The sequence below is a fragment of the Halobiforma lacisalsi AJ5 genome, assembly GCF_000226975.2.
Taxonomy (GTDB): domain Archaea; phylum Halobacteriota; class Halobacteria; order Halobacteriales; family Natrialbaceae; genus Natronobacterium; species Natronobacterium lacisalsi.
This window is the reverse complement of sequence record NZ_CP019285.1, coordinates 96562-113207: the sequence shown is the minus strand read 5'-3', so window position 1 is coordinate 113207 and position 16646 is coordinate 96562. Positions and strand designations below refer to the sequence as shown.

Below are 16646 nucleotides of genomic sequence, written 5' to 3'. Positions count from 1 at the left end.
GCCGCCCGCGTCACCGTGGGTTCGATGACGACCCGGTCACGTTCGCAGTCTGAACTCCCGCTCCGCCGCGATTCCCGCGAGACCGGCACCGAACGCGTAAGCGACCGTCCGGGCACCCGCACCGACGCGTGCCATCAGCGGCCGCTCGGGTTCGAACTCCTCGATCGCCACCTCGTCGGTCTCGAGGCGGTCCGCCAGTTCCTCCTCGATCTCGCGGCGCGTTCCCAGTTCGTCGACCAGACCCAGTTCGTGGGCGGATTCGCCGAGGTAGATCCGCGCTTCCGTGTCCCGGACGAACTCCGGTTCGAGGTCACGCCCCTCGCTGACCCGCTCGACGAACGTGTCGTAGTAGTCGTCGATAAGCCCCTGGAGGTACTCGCGTTCGTCCTCCTCGAGGTCCTTCAGCGGAGTGCCGGCGTCTTTGTACTCGCCGGCGGCGAACCGTTCGTAGGAGAGGCCGACCTTGTCGGCGAGTTCGCTCGCGTTCACTCTCGAGCCGATGACGCCGATCGAGCCGACGATCGACCCGTCGCGGGCCCACAGTTCGTCACAGCCGCTGGCGATCCAGTAGCCGCCGCTCGCACAGACGTCGGTCGCGTAGGCGATCGTTGGCCCGTCGAACCGCTCGGCCGCGAGCCGGATGTCGTCGCTGGGGACGACCTCGCCGCCCGGCGTGTTCAGTTTCAACAAGAGCGCGTCCACGTTCTCGTCCTCGTCAGCCCGGTCGATCTGTTCGACGATGTCGTCGGCCGGTGTCCCCCGCGGACTCTGCGGGAGCGGGCCGCTACCCCCGTCGCGGGTGATCGGTCCCTCGACGGCGACCTCGGCCACGTCGTAGTCGGGAAACAGCGACGCGGCGACGTTGCCCGCGATCCGGAGCCCGGCGAGGACGACGACGATCGCGAACGCGATCCCGAACAGGTCCGTGAGCGTCTCGGGGTAGACGACGAACAGGCCGACGCCGGCGGCGGCGAACAGCACTGCCCCCAGCGTGACGACGGCAAGCCGTCCGACGTCTGCCGTACTAACCACGGTAGTCACCTCTGTTCATAGCGTCAGGTCCGTGTGCTGACCTGTTAACCGTTGTCGTCGCGGCTCGTCCGCTCACGAGCGTCGGCCGCGTCGCTACTGGACTCTCGACTCTCGATCTCACGTTCTCCGTCCCCGGAACGACCGGAAATCACGGCCACGAACGGACCCGGACCACGACCTCCCGCACTCGAGACGGGACGCAGGTGCCAGCGTACGCTGCTGGTCGTCCTCGGTCGGCCGAAAATCGCGACGACCCCTATCACTACCACTACCACTATCACTACGACCGTGACCGCGAACACGAACCCAAATCAGATGCGAACGCCGGACCCGCGACCCGAACGCGGGGACGAATCGAACCTGGGGACGACCTTAGAGCAGCCCCGTCTTCTGGAGCTTCATCAGGTCCTCGGTGTCGAGGGTTTCGCCTTCTTTGAACTTCTGATAGATTTCTTCGGCCTCTTCCTTGGCCTCCTCTTTCTTCTTGTCGCGCTCGGACTTGCGCTCCTCTTCTTCCTGCTTGTCGAGTTCGCGCAGACGCTTCTGAACGCGGACGAAGTCCTCGTGGTGACGGTCGGCCGCCTCCTGGGCCTCGACGAACTTCTCGTGCATCTCGTCGGCCTCGTCACGGATGTCGTCGGCCTCGCGGTAGGCCTCGATCATCTGGTTGTGATGTTCCTGGGCCTTGTCCGCGAGTTCCGTGACCTTCTGGTGGTGCTGGGAGGCTTCCGATCGTACTTCCTCTGCCTCCTCGACGAGTTCCTCTAAGTCCTCGTTCTGATCGAGTTTCTGCTTGCGCTCCTCGTACTCCTCGCGCTTGGACTCGATCTTCTCGATGAGCTCCTGCTCTTCCTCGCTCGAGAGGACCTCGGTCTGCTGTTTGAACTCGAGTTCTTCGATCTCTTCCTCGAGTTCCTCGAGGTCCTTCCCCTCGTCGAGCTCCATGTCCGACTTGAGCTCCTCGACTTTGTCGAAGAGTTCGTTAGCCTCCGCGTTGAGCTCGTTGCGCTTTTCCTTGTGCTCCTGGACCTGCTCGTTGAGCTCGTCGCGCTTCTCGCGGTGCTCCTGGGCCTCGTCGACCTTCTCCCGAGTCTTCGCGTTCAGGTCGTCGCGTTTGGAGGCCCGTTCGGAGGCCATCTGGTTGAGCTCGTTTCGCCGGTCTCGGAGCTGTCCGGCCTTCTTGATAAGCTCGCCTTTCGATTTGTTTTCTAGGTCGTCCTCTGTCAGTTCGATGTTTTTCGATCCGTCTACCATAATTATTCAAGCCTCTGTGCCATACCCGCGCCGGGAACGCGGCCGGACGGGAGCGGAGGTCGGCAACCCCGGCGACCGTCGTTCGCCGGAAACCGGCGATTCGGCGGTGCCGCGGTCGCGTTTCTCGTCCCGTTCGGCCGCACGGAGCGTACGCTGACGATCTGCGAAACCTCGGTGAATAAGATTCCCTGTCATCGATCGTCGAGCTATACGCGCCCCGGCGGCGTTCTGGTACCGATAGCTACTGTCGCCTCCAATTTAAAAGTACCGGTCACGAAAGGTGCGAAAACCGTTAGCAGGGGCCGCATAACGCCGGGTCACACCCTGTCACAGAATCCCATGACCCTATAAACTGTAGCGGTTCGTCGCCGATCGACTGCCGGCCTCGACGGCAAGTTCGACTGCGCTGGCGTCGGTCGGAACGGTCAGCGATCCCACGGGGGTCGTCTCGAGCGCACCGACCGGTACCGTCGTCTCGCCCGTTTCGTCGCCGGCCCGCCAGCCGACCGCCGCCTCGAGCGATCGGTCGGTGTCGTTACAGAGGGTGATGCCGACCGAGTCGCCGGGCGTCGGCGGGTCGTCCAGTACCGCCTGAACGGGCTCGAGCGAGTCCGAGACGGCCTCGTAGGCGGGCTTCGGCTCGCCCTCGGCAGTCGTCACACCCATGCCGCCGCCCGCCGCGGCGTCGCAGATCGGCGGCCCGGCGAAGATTCCACACTCCCGGCGGCGAAGCGTCTCGACGAGCGTCTTCAGCGTTCGGGCCTGATACTCCCGGGAAGCCGCCGGCTCCCCGGCCCGGCGGGCGTAGGCGTCCGCGTCGAGCCCGGGCACCGACGCCGGATCGACCCCGTCCGCGAGCGTGCCCGCACCGAACCCGCCGACGACCTCGCCGAGCGAGGGATAGGTCTCGAGCAGCCACGACAGGTCCGTCGCCTCGAGGTACTGCCAGCCCGGAAAGAGGTGGGCCGCGTCGGGATCGGTACCGGGCTGGCCGGCGACCGGCAGGACGGGGACCTCGTCGGGGAAGGCCTCGGCGATCGCCTCGGCGGGAGCACGGTCGATCGCGGTCCGCCACGCGCGGTATCGGACCGCGAGTTTCCCGGTGAACCCGCTCCCCACGGGGTCGTCGAAGGGGGTCGCCGGCTCGTCCTGGACTCCGTAGCAGGCGATGGAGGGGTGGTGGCCGTACTCGTCGGCGAGGGCGGTCGCCAGGCGACGGCCGCGTTCGACCATCCGGTCGCTACTGTCGCCGTCCGAAAGCCGCGCGGCGAACTCTGGACCGCTGGCCGGGAGATCCTGCCAGACCAGCAATCCGGCCTCGTCACACGCCTCGTGCAGTGCCTGGGAGGGAACGTGTCCACGCGCGCGTACGAGCGTCGCGTTCGCCTCGAGCGCCCGCCGAACGTCGGCCTCGGGGTCGCCGCCCGGCAGCCTGGTGAACCCCCGCGCCCGGACCCGCGTTCCGTTGACGAGAAAGCCGTCGGCGTCGCGTTCGACTCGCCGGAAGCCGATGGTCCGCTCGGCGGCGTCGGCCCCGAGTTTTGCCCGGACGGCGTACCGGTGTTGCGGGCCGTACCCACGGGGCCACCACAGCGAGGGGTCTCGAACCTCGACCGTCCGCGAGACGGTCGTCCGCTCGCCCGCCTCGGCGGTCACCGGAATCCGTTCCATGGTCGCCCCGCCGCCGCGTTCCTCGGGCCGCACGGAGAGGGTAATCGCGTCGTCCACCGCGGTTCCCGCGTCGATTTCGATCTCGACATCGATCTCCCCCCGCGGGTCGTCGGTTCCCTCGCCGCGCTCGCCGCGCTCGAGGCGCGGGTGGGCTTTCACTCGCCGCAGGAACGTCGCGGGACGGGGCTCGAGGTCGACGTCCCACCGGACGCCGGGCGTCGCGAACGAGGCCGGCATCTCGTCCGTCGCGCGGATACCGGCGAACGCGTCCGGCCGCTCGCAGGCGACGACCAGTTCGTTCGTCGGCTCCGGGTCGACGGTGTATCGTGCGGGAACGAAGTGTGGGTCCGACTCGCCGAGTTTCGTCCCGTTGAACCAGACCGCCATCCGGCCGTAGCCGCCACGGATCTCGAGCAGCGCCCGTTCGTCGGCGCGGTCGCTCGAGCGCGGGTCCGCCAGGGTGGTCCGGTACGCGACGGCCTCGAGGTCGGGTCCCGGCTCCTCGTCCCCATCGCGGCCGAACTCCGGTCGCTGAGCCGGGACCGCGACCGGCCGCCACTCCGCGACGGTCGGCGGCCCCTCGGTGTCTGCCTCCCCCCAGTCGACGATGCGCCCGCCGGTCCACTCGTCGGTCATTACCCTGGCCACGTGGCCAGAAATTAAAAGTAGTTCCGACGGTTCACGACCGTTGGCCCGATCGGAGAAACGGTTGAGTCAACGACTCAAAAGAGGTTCTCGAGCCGGTCGTCGGTGAGTTCTTCGGCGGGATCGGTTCGCTCGCCCTCCGCGGCCCGTTTGGCCTCCCGGGCGCGTTCCATGAACTCCTCGATGCGGCTGGATCGCTCCGCGCCGCCCAGCAGGACCAGCGCACCGAGGCGGTCGCTGTCCAGCGGGAAGTCGCCGCCCCGGACCTGCATGCTCTCGGTCTCGTCCTCGAGCCAGCGACGGGCCTTCTCGACGCCCTTTCGCGGGATGGTGTCGGGTTCCCCGGCGATCACGAGCAAGGCGGAGTCGGCCGTCGTCGCGTCCGGGAGGCTCGTCCCGGTCAGCAGGGCCTGCCTGGCGACGGTCATCACGGTGCGGACGTTCTGGGCGCTGTCGTCGCTTGCCACCTCGCTTGCGTACCCCAGCGTAGCGATGCCGCCCGACCGGAGCGTGTTGATGACCTCGCTCGAGTCGACGACGCTCTCGCCGACGCCCTCGACGGCCTCGCCGGACGCGAACAGCAGGCCGACCCGCTGGGCGATCTTGCCGTTGATCGTCTCGAAGGCACCCTCGACGCTCTCGCCCTGTTCGTGCCAGGCGTCGTTGTCGATCAGCAGGGTCGCGTCGGCCTCGCGGGCGAGCGTCTTCAGCGAGCGGCCGGCGTTGGCCTGGTAGAGCGCGCCCTCGTTGCGCCCGGGGAGGACGCCGAGCGCGTAGACGGGGACGTCGTAGACTCGCTGGAGTTCGTGGACGAGCACCGGCGCGCCGCCGCTGCCGGTCCCGCCGCCGAGGCCGGCGACGACGAAGATCGCCTCGGACTTCGAGGTGATTCGCCCGTCGAGGCCGCTCAGGACCTGCTGGGCGTCGGACTGCATGATCTCGGCACCGAGTTCGTTGTCGCCGCCGACGCCGTGGCCGTTGACGCGGTCGGCACCGATCAACTGGGTGTCGACGAACTCGAGGGACTGGAGGTCGGGTTCTGCGGAGTTGACGGCCAGGGCACCTTGAACGGCGTCGAAGCCCATGTCCGCGTCGAACCGGGCGAGCCGTTCGGTTACCTTCCCACCGGCCTGACCGACTCCGATCAGGGCAACTTTCATGCGGCTATCATATGAGGGTAACTTGTTTAACGTTCCGATGAATTTCCCGGTCGGAGTACGCGTATTTTCGACCGTCCGGCGTCGACGGGACGACTCCGGCGATAGCAACGCACTTGAGGCAGTCCGCTGTGGATTCCCGTATGTTCCACGAACAGCGGACGACCGTTCCCGAGACCCCCGCCGAACTCCGCGCCGAGTACCGCGACGAACTCGCCGCCGTCGTCGACGACCGCGGCCTCGAGACCGCCGCCGAGGAGACGACCCTCCCACGCGAAGCGCTCGAGGCGCTCGCCGACCGCGACGGCGACGGCGACCTGCCCGACATTTCACTCGAGGAGGCGGCCGAGGTCCTCGCGCTCGAGGACGGCGTCCGGGACCCCGAGACCGTCGTGACGATGGCCACTGAGCACCTGCTGATGGGCATGTCCACGGCCGTCATGGACGTCGAAGCCGTCGAGAGCGAACTCGAGATCGAGATGGACGCCAAGGAGGTGCAACAGAAGATCGAACGGCGTGCGCCGATGTCGTTCGAGGAGTACGTCCACCTCCAGCACGTTATCGTGGACAACATTCCCTGATACGGTTTACTGGAAGCCAGCTTTGCACGTTGAAATAGGTACATGACATAGGAGGTGGCAAGGACGAATGATGTCGACTACAATGTCGTGTACGCGTGTGTTCGACGAGTTCGAGTCGCTGTCTCCAGATCAATGGTATCACGCTAAAACCTACGCTACAGTCTTGTTACGGCCAGCAACAAGACTGTGGCGGGAATCGTACGCGAAGTCCTTCCAGCCAATAGCAAACGCGCTCTCAACAAGTCCTTCACCTAATACAATTGGGCTAAGCAGCAATTCAATCACGAACGTCTTGAAGGACTTTAGAAGTACGATCTCGCCCGCGAGATCGGCACCGAACTCGTAGAAGAGGAAGGTGTACCTGCGGAGATCTACCTTTTCGACTCGGGGTTTTCCCACGGTTCTGACCTTCCCGAACTCATCGAACCCTACGGCAAGGACTTGAGCGGTCCGCTCTGGAACAATCGGCAGGTAACTTACGATGGAGAAAATATCCCCATCGATGCGCTCGAAAGCGAATCGAAACAGCTGAGCGTAATATCGAAGACGAGATCTACCATACCTAGAGGAGAGGCTTCCTGTCTCCCAACTGGGGCACGTAAAGCTGGTTATCGCCGAGAAAGGAACCGACGAAGACGAAGAGAATCCGTTCAAGTGTCTTGCCACAAACAAGATCGACGCACCGACCGAGCACATTATTTGTTCCTACGGAATGCGCTGGCGCATCGAAACGTTCTTCGAGGACTCGAAGCAGGATCTCTGCGTAGGAGACTACGAGATACAGGCCGATGAAGGTGCCAGTCGGTACTGGCACCTTCTGATAGCTGCCTACAGCCTCGTTCGTCTTAACCCTGATTCGACCGCTTTGGGCACAGTCTGATTGAAGGTATCATCACTTCGAGTGAATCTTGAACATTCTCTGAAAGAAGCCGACTACAACATTCTCTCTTAGGTCCGGGACAACGAAGATCGCGGCGTTAATGACTTGATGGCCGAGATCGATTACCTCCTCATCACTCAGCCGCTGACGCTAACGTACAAAGCTGAGTGGTTACTCAGATAGGTGTTGCTACGATCTCGTCGTCATTATACGACGAAGAAGTAACCGAGAAGAGCCGTAACTACAGTACGGAAATCATTCTATAACACTTACTTTTTCTGAATATAATTTCCTGTTTTCACACATTCTTATCTATAATTATTTAATACATAAATGAATGGTCATTGTGTACATATATCTTTCTTTTATATTCTCAGTTAGAATTTAGAGTCAACTAATACACCTACTCTGCAATTACTGTTAGATGCAGATGAAAGAAATTGCTGATGGTGACGACTCAAGGCGAACAGTTTTGAAAGCGATTACCAGCGGTTCGGTTGCTTTGGTTAGCGTCACTGGTAATGCTACTGCTGCCGGTTTTAGATTCGCTGGGTTGGCATATGACACTCTAACTCATCAGACCGCAGGCGCAGTCTCGGGGAATGTGAATTCTAGTAATAACGAACTCAGTGGATCAATTAGAATTGCAGGTTACACGCTACCACTTAGTGAAGTTGACAAAAATGTTAACTCAATTAGAGATGAATATATTGGAATATTTGATGATGAAGAATACTTGCGAGAATATGCGGATAGAGAGTATCCTCTTAAATTGAACCTGATTAGACTAACTGAACCCGAACGGTTTGCCGGAACTCTAAGTCGGCCATCTTCAAAATGGGGCGAGATTGGATTCTACTTGATACCACAAGAAGATTTCAAATATGACAAGACAGTTAGAATGCATAGCCGTCGACAAGATTGGGAAGAAAGTGAATTGAATTTCACAATTCCAGATGAAGGCCTCCCAACAGATACTGGATCAAAACGGTTCGTAGATGACCTCGAGCCCGTCCGGCCTGGCGTCAATAAATATCCCAATAGCCAAAAAGTTGAATTAGAAGAATCAAAGAGCGAAAAGATAACCTCTCAGGCTGAATATGTTGATACTGGGATTTTAGATGAAAAGCCATGGGACGGTGAAGTAGATAACAGAGAGTGCAGTTATCAAGAACCATCTTGGAAATTGGCTGCTGGAGTAACGGGTAGAGGGACTGAAGAAGAAGACTACTATCAAATTGAGGACGGTAATTCAGCAATCTGGGAGTTCCACATGCATTTCACTCAACGTCCAGATGGACATCTTATTGCAGACAATTGTAGCGCTGATCCAGAGCCCCCATATGGAAAGCCTAAAACATATCAATTCCATATTGAAATTGGAGACAATGAGGTTAGAGATAACCTGTACTTCGAAGATCCTGTACCAAACGATAACGATGGTGAAAGCGGCAATGATCTGTTGGGTCTTGGGTTTGAATTCACAGATGCTGTATACGGTAACATCTACACAAGTCTTGGATCAGCCCTATATGATTTAAACCAGAGTGGCGGAGCAGATGTCGATAAGAGGAATCAGGGAGAAGAAATGTACTTCGATATACCGTTAGATCAGGATCCCGATAACCTACCTACTGGAGACACTGATGAAGAGGTTGCTAGCGTTCAACTGAGAGTCAACAATGAGTACGACTCGGGTACACACTCTGTGGTAGTGCATCCGAGTTTTGGGTTCACCCTTCCGGGAACGCCCAACGGGGGTGGACTTTGCTACTGTGAGTATAATTCTCCAATTGGATTTAATACAGCACCGAAGGAGCCACTTGAAGTAGAATACGAAGTTAAATCCTAATAAAGTTTTGTAATTCAATTAATAATAAATTACAAAATAAGAATATAATATATCCGAATATGGACGGAGATCACCATCGAAGAAGAGTTATTTACTTTTTTCCTATATTAATCGGAGTATTGTCCGGATGTGGAGGTGTATTCGGAAGTGACCGGTCTGTTGCGTTCGGTGTTATAAATCACACAGACAGGTATCTCGAAGTGGAACTAATAGCCTACAAATCTAATAATAAGATTCTAGAACAGAGCTTAGACGTACCCAGTGAACACCCAGATCCAGATCGTATTAATACATCGTCTCTTGCACAATTGCATTCGACTGATTTGAATAAAGGGGATGAAATTGAAGTTGAAATCACGATCAATGACAGACCAACCATAAGAACTAGCTTCTCACTTGACTGTAGTATTGATGAGCCAGTCATTGGTGATATACTAACTTTTAGAGTTCGTGAAGATTATGTCGAAGAAGGCACCTCGTGTCTAACTGAATCCATATAAATAATCTATTTCTAATATTAAGAGATGAATATAAAAGTCACTCTCTAACTACAACAAACTACGTCTAATTCGAGAAGTACGACGTCATTTCGTGGCGAATCGTAAAGTCCCACGACACTGCCTCGGTCGATTCGAATAAGTGTTCGTACGAATCGTCGGTTTCGCGTTTGGCGACCGGGACTCCGTGGTCGGTCAGCAGCATCCCGAGCGCGGCCGTCGGCGTCGCGTTATCGGGAAACATCGCTGTCGGGGCTTGGAAGACAAGGGTTACCGGCTCGCCAGGATCGTTATCGAAGCCAACTGAGAACTGACAGTCGGTCAACGACCGCATGAGCGTATCTTCGAAATACACGCCATCGCTTCGAGTGAACTTGGAACCTTCTCTGAACGAAGCCGTTTACAACCTTCTCTCGTAGACAACGATGATCGCGGTGTCGATGACTTGATGACCGTGATCGACTACCTTTTGGTTCACTCAGCCGCTGACGCTAACGTGCAAAGCTGAGCTGTAAGTCAGTTCTGGCGCAACCGCGTCCCGGGCAGCGGTTGCGCTGGGACATCGGTACAGCATTCCGGATATGTCTCCGGGACTCTGACTCTCAGAGTCGGTTTCCGGACGCCCTCGGGGATCGGAGGTCGCAGATATCGCTCTTCCTATCCGACGCTCGGCTCCGTCGGTCGCGCCGCGGTCGACGGAGTCGCGCCCGTCACACCACCGCGTCGACCCAGTCCGCGGTGACGAACTTGTACCGACACCCCTCACAGAGCGGCAACTCGAGTACCTCCGCCGACGAGAGGTGGACGTGGTACCGCCGGGCCGGCACCCTGCTCCCGCAGTTGGCACACGTTTCGGACATGCTCGTTCGTAATAGTACGTTAACACGAACCATATCGCTTTGCCCCGGTTCGCGATGTGACGGGACGGCATCGGGCGATCCCCTCGCGACCGGGAGGGCCGATACGGCGGCGGCGAGCGGTGCACCTATGTGACGTCCGCCGCGAATTCGGGTATGCACGTCGCTATTCTGGGCTGTGGGTACGTCGGCCTCGAGCTCGGGAACCAGCTCGTCGAGCGGGGCCACGACGCGGTCGGCGTCCGCCGCTCCGACGCGGGGATCGACGCGATCGAATCGGCCGGCTTCGAGGCCGTTCGGGCGGACATCACCGATCCCGAGGGGCTCGAGTCGGTTCCGGACGTCGACGCCGTCGTCTTCGCCGCGAGCAGCGGCGGCCGCGGCCCCGACGCCGCCCGCGAGATCTACGTCGAGGGGTTGCGGACCGCGATCGAGGTATTCGGGGAGCGCGAGAACGCGCCAGAGCGGCTCGTCTACACCTCCTCGACGGGCGTCCTCGGGGATCACGAGGGCGACTGGGTCGACGAGGGGACGGCGATCGAGCCGACCACCGAGAAGACCGAGGTGCTCGCCGAGGCCGAGCGGATCGCCCGCGAACTGCCGCCCGAACACGGCTTCGAGGGGACCGTCGCCCGCTACGCCGGCCTCTACGGTCCCGACCGGTACCGCCTCGAGCGCTACCTCGAGGGCCCCGTCACGGAGGGATACCTGAACATGGTCCACCGCGACGACGCCGCGGGCGCGGTCCGCTACCTGCTCGAGGAGGATCGGGCCCGCGGCGAGGTCGTCCAGGTCGTCGACGACGAACCCGTCGAGAAGTGGACGTTCGCGGACTGGCTGGCCGAGCAGTGCGGTCGGTCGGAGCCGCCCAAACGGACGAAAGACGAGCGGCTGGCGGAGAACGACCTCTCGGCGGCCGCGCGACGGCGCATCCTGACGAGCAAGCGCTGTGACAACGCGAAACTGCGCGCGCTGGGTTACGAGTTCGCGTACCCGACCTTCAGGGAGGGATATCGGGCGGCGATCGAGGACTATCGGAGCGAGTGAGTCCCGAGGGACCTCGAGCCCCCCAGTCGAACCGGTAAATCGGCGGAAAATTCTTTGTGGTTCGATTTGAGTGTCCGGTATGAGCTACCGCGACGCCTCGAGGCCCTCGTTCGTCGGCGTCGATGCCGACTTGAGCGTGGACGGCGGGCTCGAGGCGGACGTGCTGGTCGTCGACGCAGTCGTCGACTCGCTGCGAGCGCTCGATCCGCTCGTCCTCTCGCTGCTGGTGTTGCTCGTCGCGGGGGTCGTCCTCGGTGGGTGGTGGGCCGTCCGCTGGTTCCGTCGCCCACCCGGCTCCCACCTCCAGCGTGTACTCGAGGAGTACGACGACGTGGCCGTACTAATGCATCCGAACCCGGATCCCGATGCGATGGCGTGTGCGATGGGCGTCGAGGCCATCGCCGACTCCGTCGACACGGAGACGACGCTGCAGTTCTCCGGCGAGATCCGCCATCAGGAAAACCGTGCGTTCCGCACCGTGCTCGGCCTCGACCTCGAGAGTATCGAATCCAGTTCGGAGCTGGCCGCCGACACGGTCGTCCTGGTCGATCACAACACGCCTCGCGGGTTCACCGGCGCACAGAACGTCGAACCCGTCGCGGTGATCGACCACCATCCCGGCAACGGTACCGGAACGCGGTTCACCGACGTCCGCACGGAGTACGGGGCGGCGTCGACGATCTTCGTCGAATACCTCGAGGAACTCGGCGCGGCGACGGGCGAGGACGATGGAACGGCCCTCGAACTCACGCCCGAACTCGCGACGGGCCTGCTCTACGGGATCCAGTCCGACACCAATCACCTGACGAACGGCTGTTCGAAGGCCGAGTTCGACGCCGCCGCGTACCTCTTCGACGAGATCGACGAGGACCTGCTCGAGCGTATCGCCAATCCGCAGGTCAGCGACGACGTGTTACAGGTCAAGGCGACCGCGATCACCGAGAAGCGGGTCGAGGGCCCCTTCGCGGTCTGTGACGTGGGGACCATCTCGAACGTCGACGCGATCCCGCAGGCGGCGGACGAACTCATGCACCTCGAGGGAGTGACCGCGGTCGTGGTCTACGGCGAGAACGACGGGACGATCCACCTGTCGGGCCGGTCCCGGGACGACCGCGTGCACATGGGGGAGACGCTCCGCCACGCCGTCAGCGACATTCCGATGGCAAATGCGGGCGGCCACGCCCGGATGGGTGGCGGACAGGTGTCGGTCGATCACATGCAGGGACTCGGTCCCTCGGACGGGATCGGCCGGGAGGAGTTCGAGGAACGGCTCTTTTCGGCGATGGCGGGCGAGCGGTCGTAAGCCCGTCGCGATGGCCCGACGGACCCGAGACGCCATTCTCGAGGCGGATACGCACCCGAAAAACGTCCGTGTCCTGCGGTGTCCGGTGGGCCGATGCCCCGCTGGGCCCCCGCCCGCCCGTCGACTCCGTCTTCGACTATCTGATCTCCTTCCACTCCTGGTCGCAGTCCGGACAGATCCGCACCGTCTTGATCTGGTCCGGGTCGTTCTCGGTCTTCAGCGGCTTTTCGCACTCGCCACAGACGAGTCGATCGTAGGTGTCCTTGTCGAGTTCCCCGTCACGGAGTGCCTTCCGGACTGATTTCATGTGCATTCGTTACGAAGGTAGGGAAGAAAAAGACCGGGGCTTCGGCGGCCGCCGTCGACGTTCGCCCGATACCGCCGGAGTAGATCGGTAGTCGCCGTCTCGATCCGGATTTCCCTCGCAGATCGAGACAGTCCCGGATACCAACTTGTGCTCGCGACGCTCCGAACGGGGCCGGGCGCGCTTCCGAACTATGGCCTCCGTCGCGTTAGTCGGCCGAACCGCGTCGATCCAGCGCCGAACGGACGGTCTCGAGGATCGGTGCGAGCGGCTCGCGGTCGCGGTCGTCGACACCGCCGTCGGCGTCCGCGTCGGCGACGGCGTCGCGTAGTTCGCCCGTGGTGCCGACGAGAAGAGCGTCAGCGCCCGGATCGATCGCCAGGGCGAGGCTGTGGCGGTCAGCCCACGTTCGGAGGGCGGCTTCGGTCGCCTCGTCGAGGCCGTCGACCTGGAAGCACAGCGTCGAGGACGGCTCCCGCCCGGTCGCGTTTTCGCGCAGGGAGAGGGTCCGCCCGAGTTCGCGCTCCGAGACGTTGCGGAGTTCGACGACCCGCGGTTCGTCGTCGCGGATCGAGCGCTCGTCGCCCAGCGCGTGGGCCACCTGGACCACGTCTTTGGTCGCGGCGACGTCGTGGGTGCGGATGATGTGAGCGCCGCGCTCGACCTCCATCGTGGCAGCGGCCAGGCTGACGGGTAACTGGTCTTCGGTCTCGGGGCGGCCGGCCAGGTCGCCGAGGAAGTCCTCGCGGTTGGTCGCGGTGAGGATCGGGCGGCCGAATGCGCGGAACTCCCGCAGGCGGCGGAACATCTCCCAGTTGTCCTCGTAGGTGCGCTCGTCGTACCAGCCGCCGAACGCGGGGTCGATGATCGTCTTGTCGGTGAACCCGCCCCGCTCCAGGGCCTCGAAGATATCGTCGATGCTCTTCAGGTGACCCGGCTTTTTGATGTCCGGGGGGCTGGCCATCTTGACGACGGGGACGTCGTACTCCTCGCAGACCTTGGGCATCTCGGGGTCGGCGAAGCCACAGACGTCGTTGACGAGATCGAAGCCGCCCTGGATCGCCTCCTCGGCGACCCCCGCGTACCGCGTCTCGATCGAGAAGGCGACGTCGGCGTCGACCTCGTCGACGACGGCAAGCGCCTTCGCGAGGCGGTCGCGTTCGACCTCCTCGGGGAGCCAGTCGTTTTTCGGGTTCGCCGACTGCAACCCGATGTCGATGATGTCGGCTCCCTCGGGGACCATCTCCTCCTCGACGTGGCGGACGGCCTCGGAGACGCCGCCGTGGACGCTGGGGTCGTAGTTCGACTCGACGCTCATGTTCAACACACCCATCACTCGCGGCGGATGGCCGTCTCCGACTGGCATATCGCCGATCTCGACGGTACGCATACCGCGGGGTTAGGAAGTAGCTCGAAAAACGTTGCCGGTTCAGTACGACGCTGCCGGCTTCCCGTCGGGGACGAAAGGATGATTACTCGCGACTCCTCAGCCGTAGCCAGTGCCCGAGTCTCCATCGTCCCGCCCGGCCTGGACGCTGTCGGCGTCGTCGCCGCTGCGGAAGCGCGATCTCGTCGTCGTCTCGAACCGCGAGCCGTACGTCCACTCGAGAACCGACGACGGGATCGCGGTCGAACGCTCGGCGGGCGGGCTCACGACGGCTCTCGATCCCGTCCTGCGACGGCTCGGCGGCACCTGGGTCGCGTGGGGGAGCGGCGACGCCGACGCGGCCGTCGCCGACGACGGGACCGTGCGGGTGCCGCCGGAGGAACCAGCCTACGACCTCGAGCGCGTCTTCCTCGCGGAGTCGACGGTCGAGGACTACTACTACGGCTACAGCAACTCGACGCTCTGGCCGCTCTGTCACGGCGACCTGGGACGGATCCGCTCGGAACCGTCCCACTGGCCGGCCTACGAACGGGCGAACGAGCGGTTCGCGGACGCGGTCGTCGAGGGTGTCGAGGGGGGCGACCCCGACCCGATCGTCTGGATCCAGGACTACCACTTCGCCCTGCTTTCCGACCGGCTTCGATCCCGCTCGGGGCTGCCCGACGCGGCGACGATCGCTCAGTTCTGGCACGTCCCCTGGCCCTCGCCCGACGCCGTCCGCGTCTCGCCCCACGCCCGCGAGCTACTCGAGGGCCTGCTCGGGAACGACCTGCTGGGCTTTCACCTCCCGGCGTACCGACGGAACTTCCTCGAGACGGTCGATCGGTTGCTGCCGGGTGCGTCGGTCGACCGGGAGGCGGGGATCGTCCGTTCCGAGGGTACCGGTTCGTCCGAACCGGAGCGAACCCGCGTCTACGCCCGGCCGATCGGGATCGACGTCTCGAGCGCGCGGCGAGCGGAGTCGACCGAGGAGCCGTCGTCCGTCTTCGAGGACTACGAGCTCGATCCCGGCCGTTCGCTCCTGCTGGGCGTCGAGCGACTGGACTACGCGAAGGGGATCCGCGAGCGGTTGCGGGCGTTCGAACACCTCCTCGAGACCGAACCCCGGTGGCGGGAGTCGGTCACGCACCTGATGGTAGCGGGCCCGACGCGGGAGCAGGTTCCCGAGTACCGGCGGTATCAACGGCGCGTCCGCGAGCAGGTCGCGGCGATCAACGCCCGGTTCGGGACCGACGACTGGACGCCGGTCCGCCACGTCGAGGCTGCCGTCGACTGGGAGCGCCTGCTGGCGCTCTACCGGGCGGCCGACGCGCTCGTCGTCTCCTCGCGGCGGGACGGCCTGAACCTGGTCGCGATGGAGTACGTCGCCGCGAACGCGGGCGGGACCGGGACGCTGGTCCTGAGCGAACTCGCCGGCGCGAGCGAGATCCTCGAGGGGGCGATCGAGATCAACCCCTACGACGTGGCCGGGACGGCGGCGGCGATCGACCGCGCGCTCTCGCTCGAGATCGACGAGGCCGACGAGGCCCAAGAACGCCTCGAGTCCCTGTCGGAGTCCGTCCGCCGACACGACGTCGGCGAGTGGGTTCGAAGCTTCGACCGGGAGGTCAGGGCCCTCGCGACCGACGCTGCGGCCCGCGGGGACGCCGGCGCCGGGTGCGATTCCGGTTGATTAATCTTTCAGGCGAGCGTTGACGGCGCTATGGACGCGACCGCCGACGAACTGGCCGGTATCGTCGACCTGTTCGGCGGATTGACCCGCGCCGAACTCGAGCGGGCGCTCTCGGAGGCGGCCTTCCGCGCCGACGGACAGTCGATCGAGGAGGCGGCGGTCGAGACGGCGATCGAGGAGGCAATCGAGGGGTTCGCGCTCGTCCGGTACCGGGATGACGGCGCCGACGGCCCCCTGCTGGTCGCCGGCCCAACCGCGTTCCCGTCGGTACCGACGTACGCGGAGGACGTCCCTCACATCCTCGATATCGAGCGTCGCCGTCCGGACCGCGAGGCGCTCGGCGAGGCGGTTCGCGAACGGTTCCGGTCGGAGCTCGAGGCGGCGATCGACGACGGGGACGAGGATCGGCTCCACGAACTGCTCGACGTGAGCTACGACGTCGAATCCTGGGCTCCGGTCGAGTTGGCCGACGAACGGCGACGACTCGAGGAGGCGCTCGAGTAACGC

General features: G+C 62.7%; 14 protein-coding genes and 2 pseudogenes. 8 read left to right on the top strand and 8 right to left on the bottom strand.

Going from position 1 to position 16646, the window contains the following annotated elements:
• Nucleotides 1-36: 36 nt before the first annotated feature.
• The 4 genes from sppA to CHINAEXTREME_RS00460 all read right to left on the bottom strand — a co-directional run bounded on the left by sppA (nucleotide 37) and on the right by CHINAEXTREME_RS00460 (nucleotide 5762).
• Nucleotides 37-1032 (bottom strand): signal peptide peptidase SppA, encoded by a 996-nt coding sequence (sppA, locus tag CHINAEXTREME_RS00475; RefSeq protein WP_029601483.1) that lies wholly within the window; start codon nucleotides 1030-1032, stop codon nucleotides 37-39.
• A 372-nt stretch (nucleotides 1033-1404) separates the two neighbouring features.
• A complete protein-coding gene (locus tag CHINAEXTREME_RS00470; RefSeq protein WP_007143775.1) occupies nucleotides 1405-2286 on the bottom strand; it encodes a coiled-coil protein in 882 nt (293 codons plus the stop codon).
• A gap of 345 nt (nucleotides 2287-2631) precedes the next feature.
• Nucleotides 2632-4593, bottom strand: a complete 1962-nt coding sequence (locus CHINAEXTREME_RS00465; protein ID WP_007143776.1) for a glycoside hydrolase family 2 protein — start codon at nucleotides 4591-4593, stop codon at nucleotides 2632-2634.
• A gap of 86 nt (nucleotides 4594-4679) precedes the next feature.
• On the bottom strand, nucleotides 4680-5762 hold the full coding sequence (locus tag CHINAEXTREME_RS00460; protein ID WP_007143777.1) for a tubulin/FtsZ family protein: 1083 nt from the start codon (nucleotides 5760-5762) through the stop codon (nucleotides 4680-4682).
• A 140-nt stretch (nucleotides 5763-5902) separates the two neighbouring features.
• Between CHINAEXTREME_RS00460 and CHINAEXTREME_RS00455 the strand changes: the two genes are divergently transcribed.
• The 3 genes and pseudogenes from CHINAEXTREME_RS00455 (at nucleotide 5903) to CHINAEXTREME_RS21985 (ending at nucleotide 9072) form a co-directional block, all read left to right on the top strand.
• A complete protein-coding gene (locus CHINAEXTREME_RS00455; RefSeq protein ID WP_007143778.1) occupies nucleotides 5903-6340 on the top strand; it encodes a DUF5791 family protein in 438 nt (145 codons plus the stop codon).
• 67 nt (nucleotides 6341-6407) lie between these two features.
• Nucleotides 6408-7387: pseudogene (locus tag CHINAEXTREME_RS21235) on the top strand (IS701 family transposase).
• Nucleotides 7388-7644: 257 nt separating this feature from the next.
• Nucleotides 7645-9072 carry a hypothetical protein gene (locus tag CHINAEXTREME_RS21985; protein WP_193790393.1) on the top strand — a complete coding sequence of 476 codons (1428 nt, stop codon included), beginning with the start codon at nucleotides 7645-7647 and terminating at the stop codon, nucleotides 9070-9072.
• Between the two features lie 564 nt (nucleotides 9073-9636).
• Here the strand turns inward: CHINAEXTREME_RS21985 and CHINAEXTREME_RS00440 are convergent.
• A complete protein-coding gene (locus tag CHINAEXTREME_RS00440; protein WP_162276101.1) occupies nucleotides 9637-9924 on the bottom strand; it encodes a hypothetical protein in 288 nt (95 codons plus the stop codon).
• A gap of 4 nt (nucleotides 9925-9928) precedes the next feature.
• On the opposite strand from CHINAEXTREME_RS00440, the pseudogene CHINAEXTREME_RS21330 reads away from it, so the two are divergent.
• Nucleotides 9929-10077: pseudogene (locus tag CHINAEXTREME_RS21330) on the top strand (IS701 family transposase); the annotation flags it as partial.
• A gap of 202 nt (nucleotides 10078-10279) precedes the next feature.
• On the opposite strand, the gene CHINAEXTREME_RS21720 reads toward CHINAEXTREME_RS21330, so the two are convergent.
• A complete protein-coding gene (locus CHINAEXTREME_RS21720) occupies nucleotides 10280-10429 on the bottom strand; it encodes a hypothetical protein (protein WP_007143782.1) in 150 nt (49 codons plus the stop codon).
• A 153-nt stretch (nucleotides 10430-10582) separates the two neighbouring features.
• Between CHINAEXTREME_RS21720 and CHINAEXTREME_RS00435 the strand changes: the two genes are divergently transcribed.
• Entirely contained in the window at nucleotides 10583-11473 is an 891-nt protein-coding gene (locus CHINAEXTREME_RS00435) for an SDR family oxidoreductase (protein ID WP_007143783.1), read from the top strand.
• A gap of 79 nt (nucleotides 11474-11552) precedes the next feature.
• Nucleotides 11553-12776: a DHH family phosphoesterase gene (locus CHINAEXTREME_RS00430; protein WP_007143784.1), complete on the top strand. Its 1224-nt coding sequence runs from the start codon at nucleotides 11553-11555 to the stop codon at nucleotides 12774-12776.
• A 136-nt stretch (nucleotides 12777-12912) separates the two neighbouring features.
• Here CHINAEXTREME_RS00430 and CHINAEXTREME_RS21715 read toward each other — a convergent pair whose 3' ends face one another.
• Both CHINAEXTREME_RS21715 and folP read right to left on the bottom strand, forming a co-directional pair.
• Nucleotides 12913-13083, bottom strand: coding sequence for an HVO_0758 family zinc finger protein (locus CHINAEXTREME_RS21715; protein ID WP_007143785.1), 171 nt, complete (start codon nucleotides 13081-13083; stop codon nucleotides 12913-12915).
• Nucleotides 13084-13288: 205 nt separating this feature from the next.
• Nucleotides 13289-14470, bottom strand: a complete 1182-nt coding sequence (folP, locus tag CHINAEXTREME_RS00425) for a dihydropteroate synthase (RefSeq protein WP_007143786.1) — start codon at nucleotides 14468-14470, stop codon at nucleotides 13289-13291.
• 109 nt (nucleotides 14471-14579) lie between these two features.
• Here folP and CHINAEXTREME_RS00420 point away from each other — a divergent pair, with 109 nt between their 5' ends.
• Together CHINAEXTREME_RS00420 and CHINAEXTREME_RS00415 are read left to right on the top strand one after the other, a co-directional pair.
• A complete protein-coding gene (locus CHINAEXTREME_RS00420) occupies nucleotides 14580-16139 on the top strand; it encodes an alpha,alpha-trehalose-phosphate synthase (UDP-forming) (RefSeq protein ID WP_007143787.1) in 1560 nt (519 codons plus the stop codon).
• A gap of 30 nt (nucleotides 16140-16169) precedes the next feature.
• The gene (locus CHINAEXTREME_RS00415) at nucleotides 16170-16643 is read left to right on the top strand and encodes a DUF7109 family protein (RefSeq protein ID WP_007143788.1); all 474 of its coding nucleotides are present in this window, start codon (nucleotides 16170-16172) and stop codon (nucleotides 16641-16643) included.
• Nucleotides 16644-16646 lie beyond the last annotated feature (3 nt).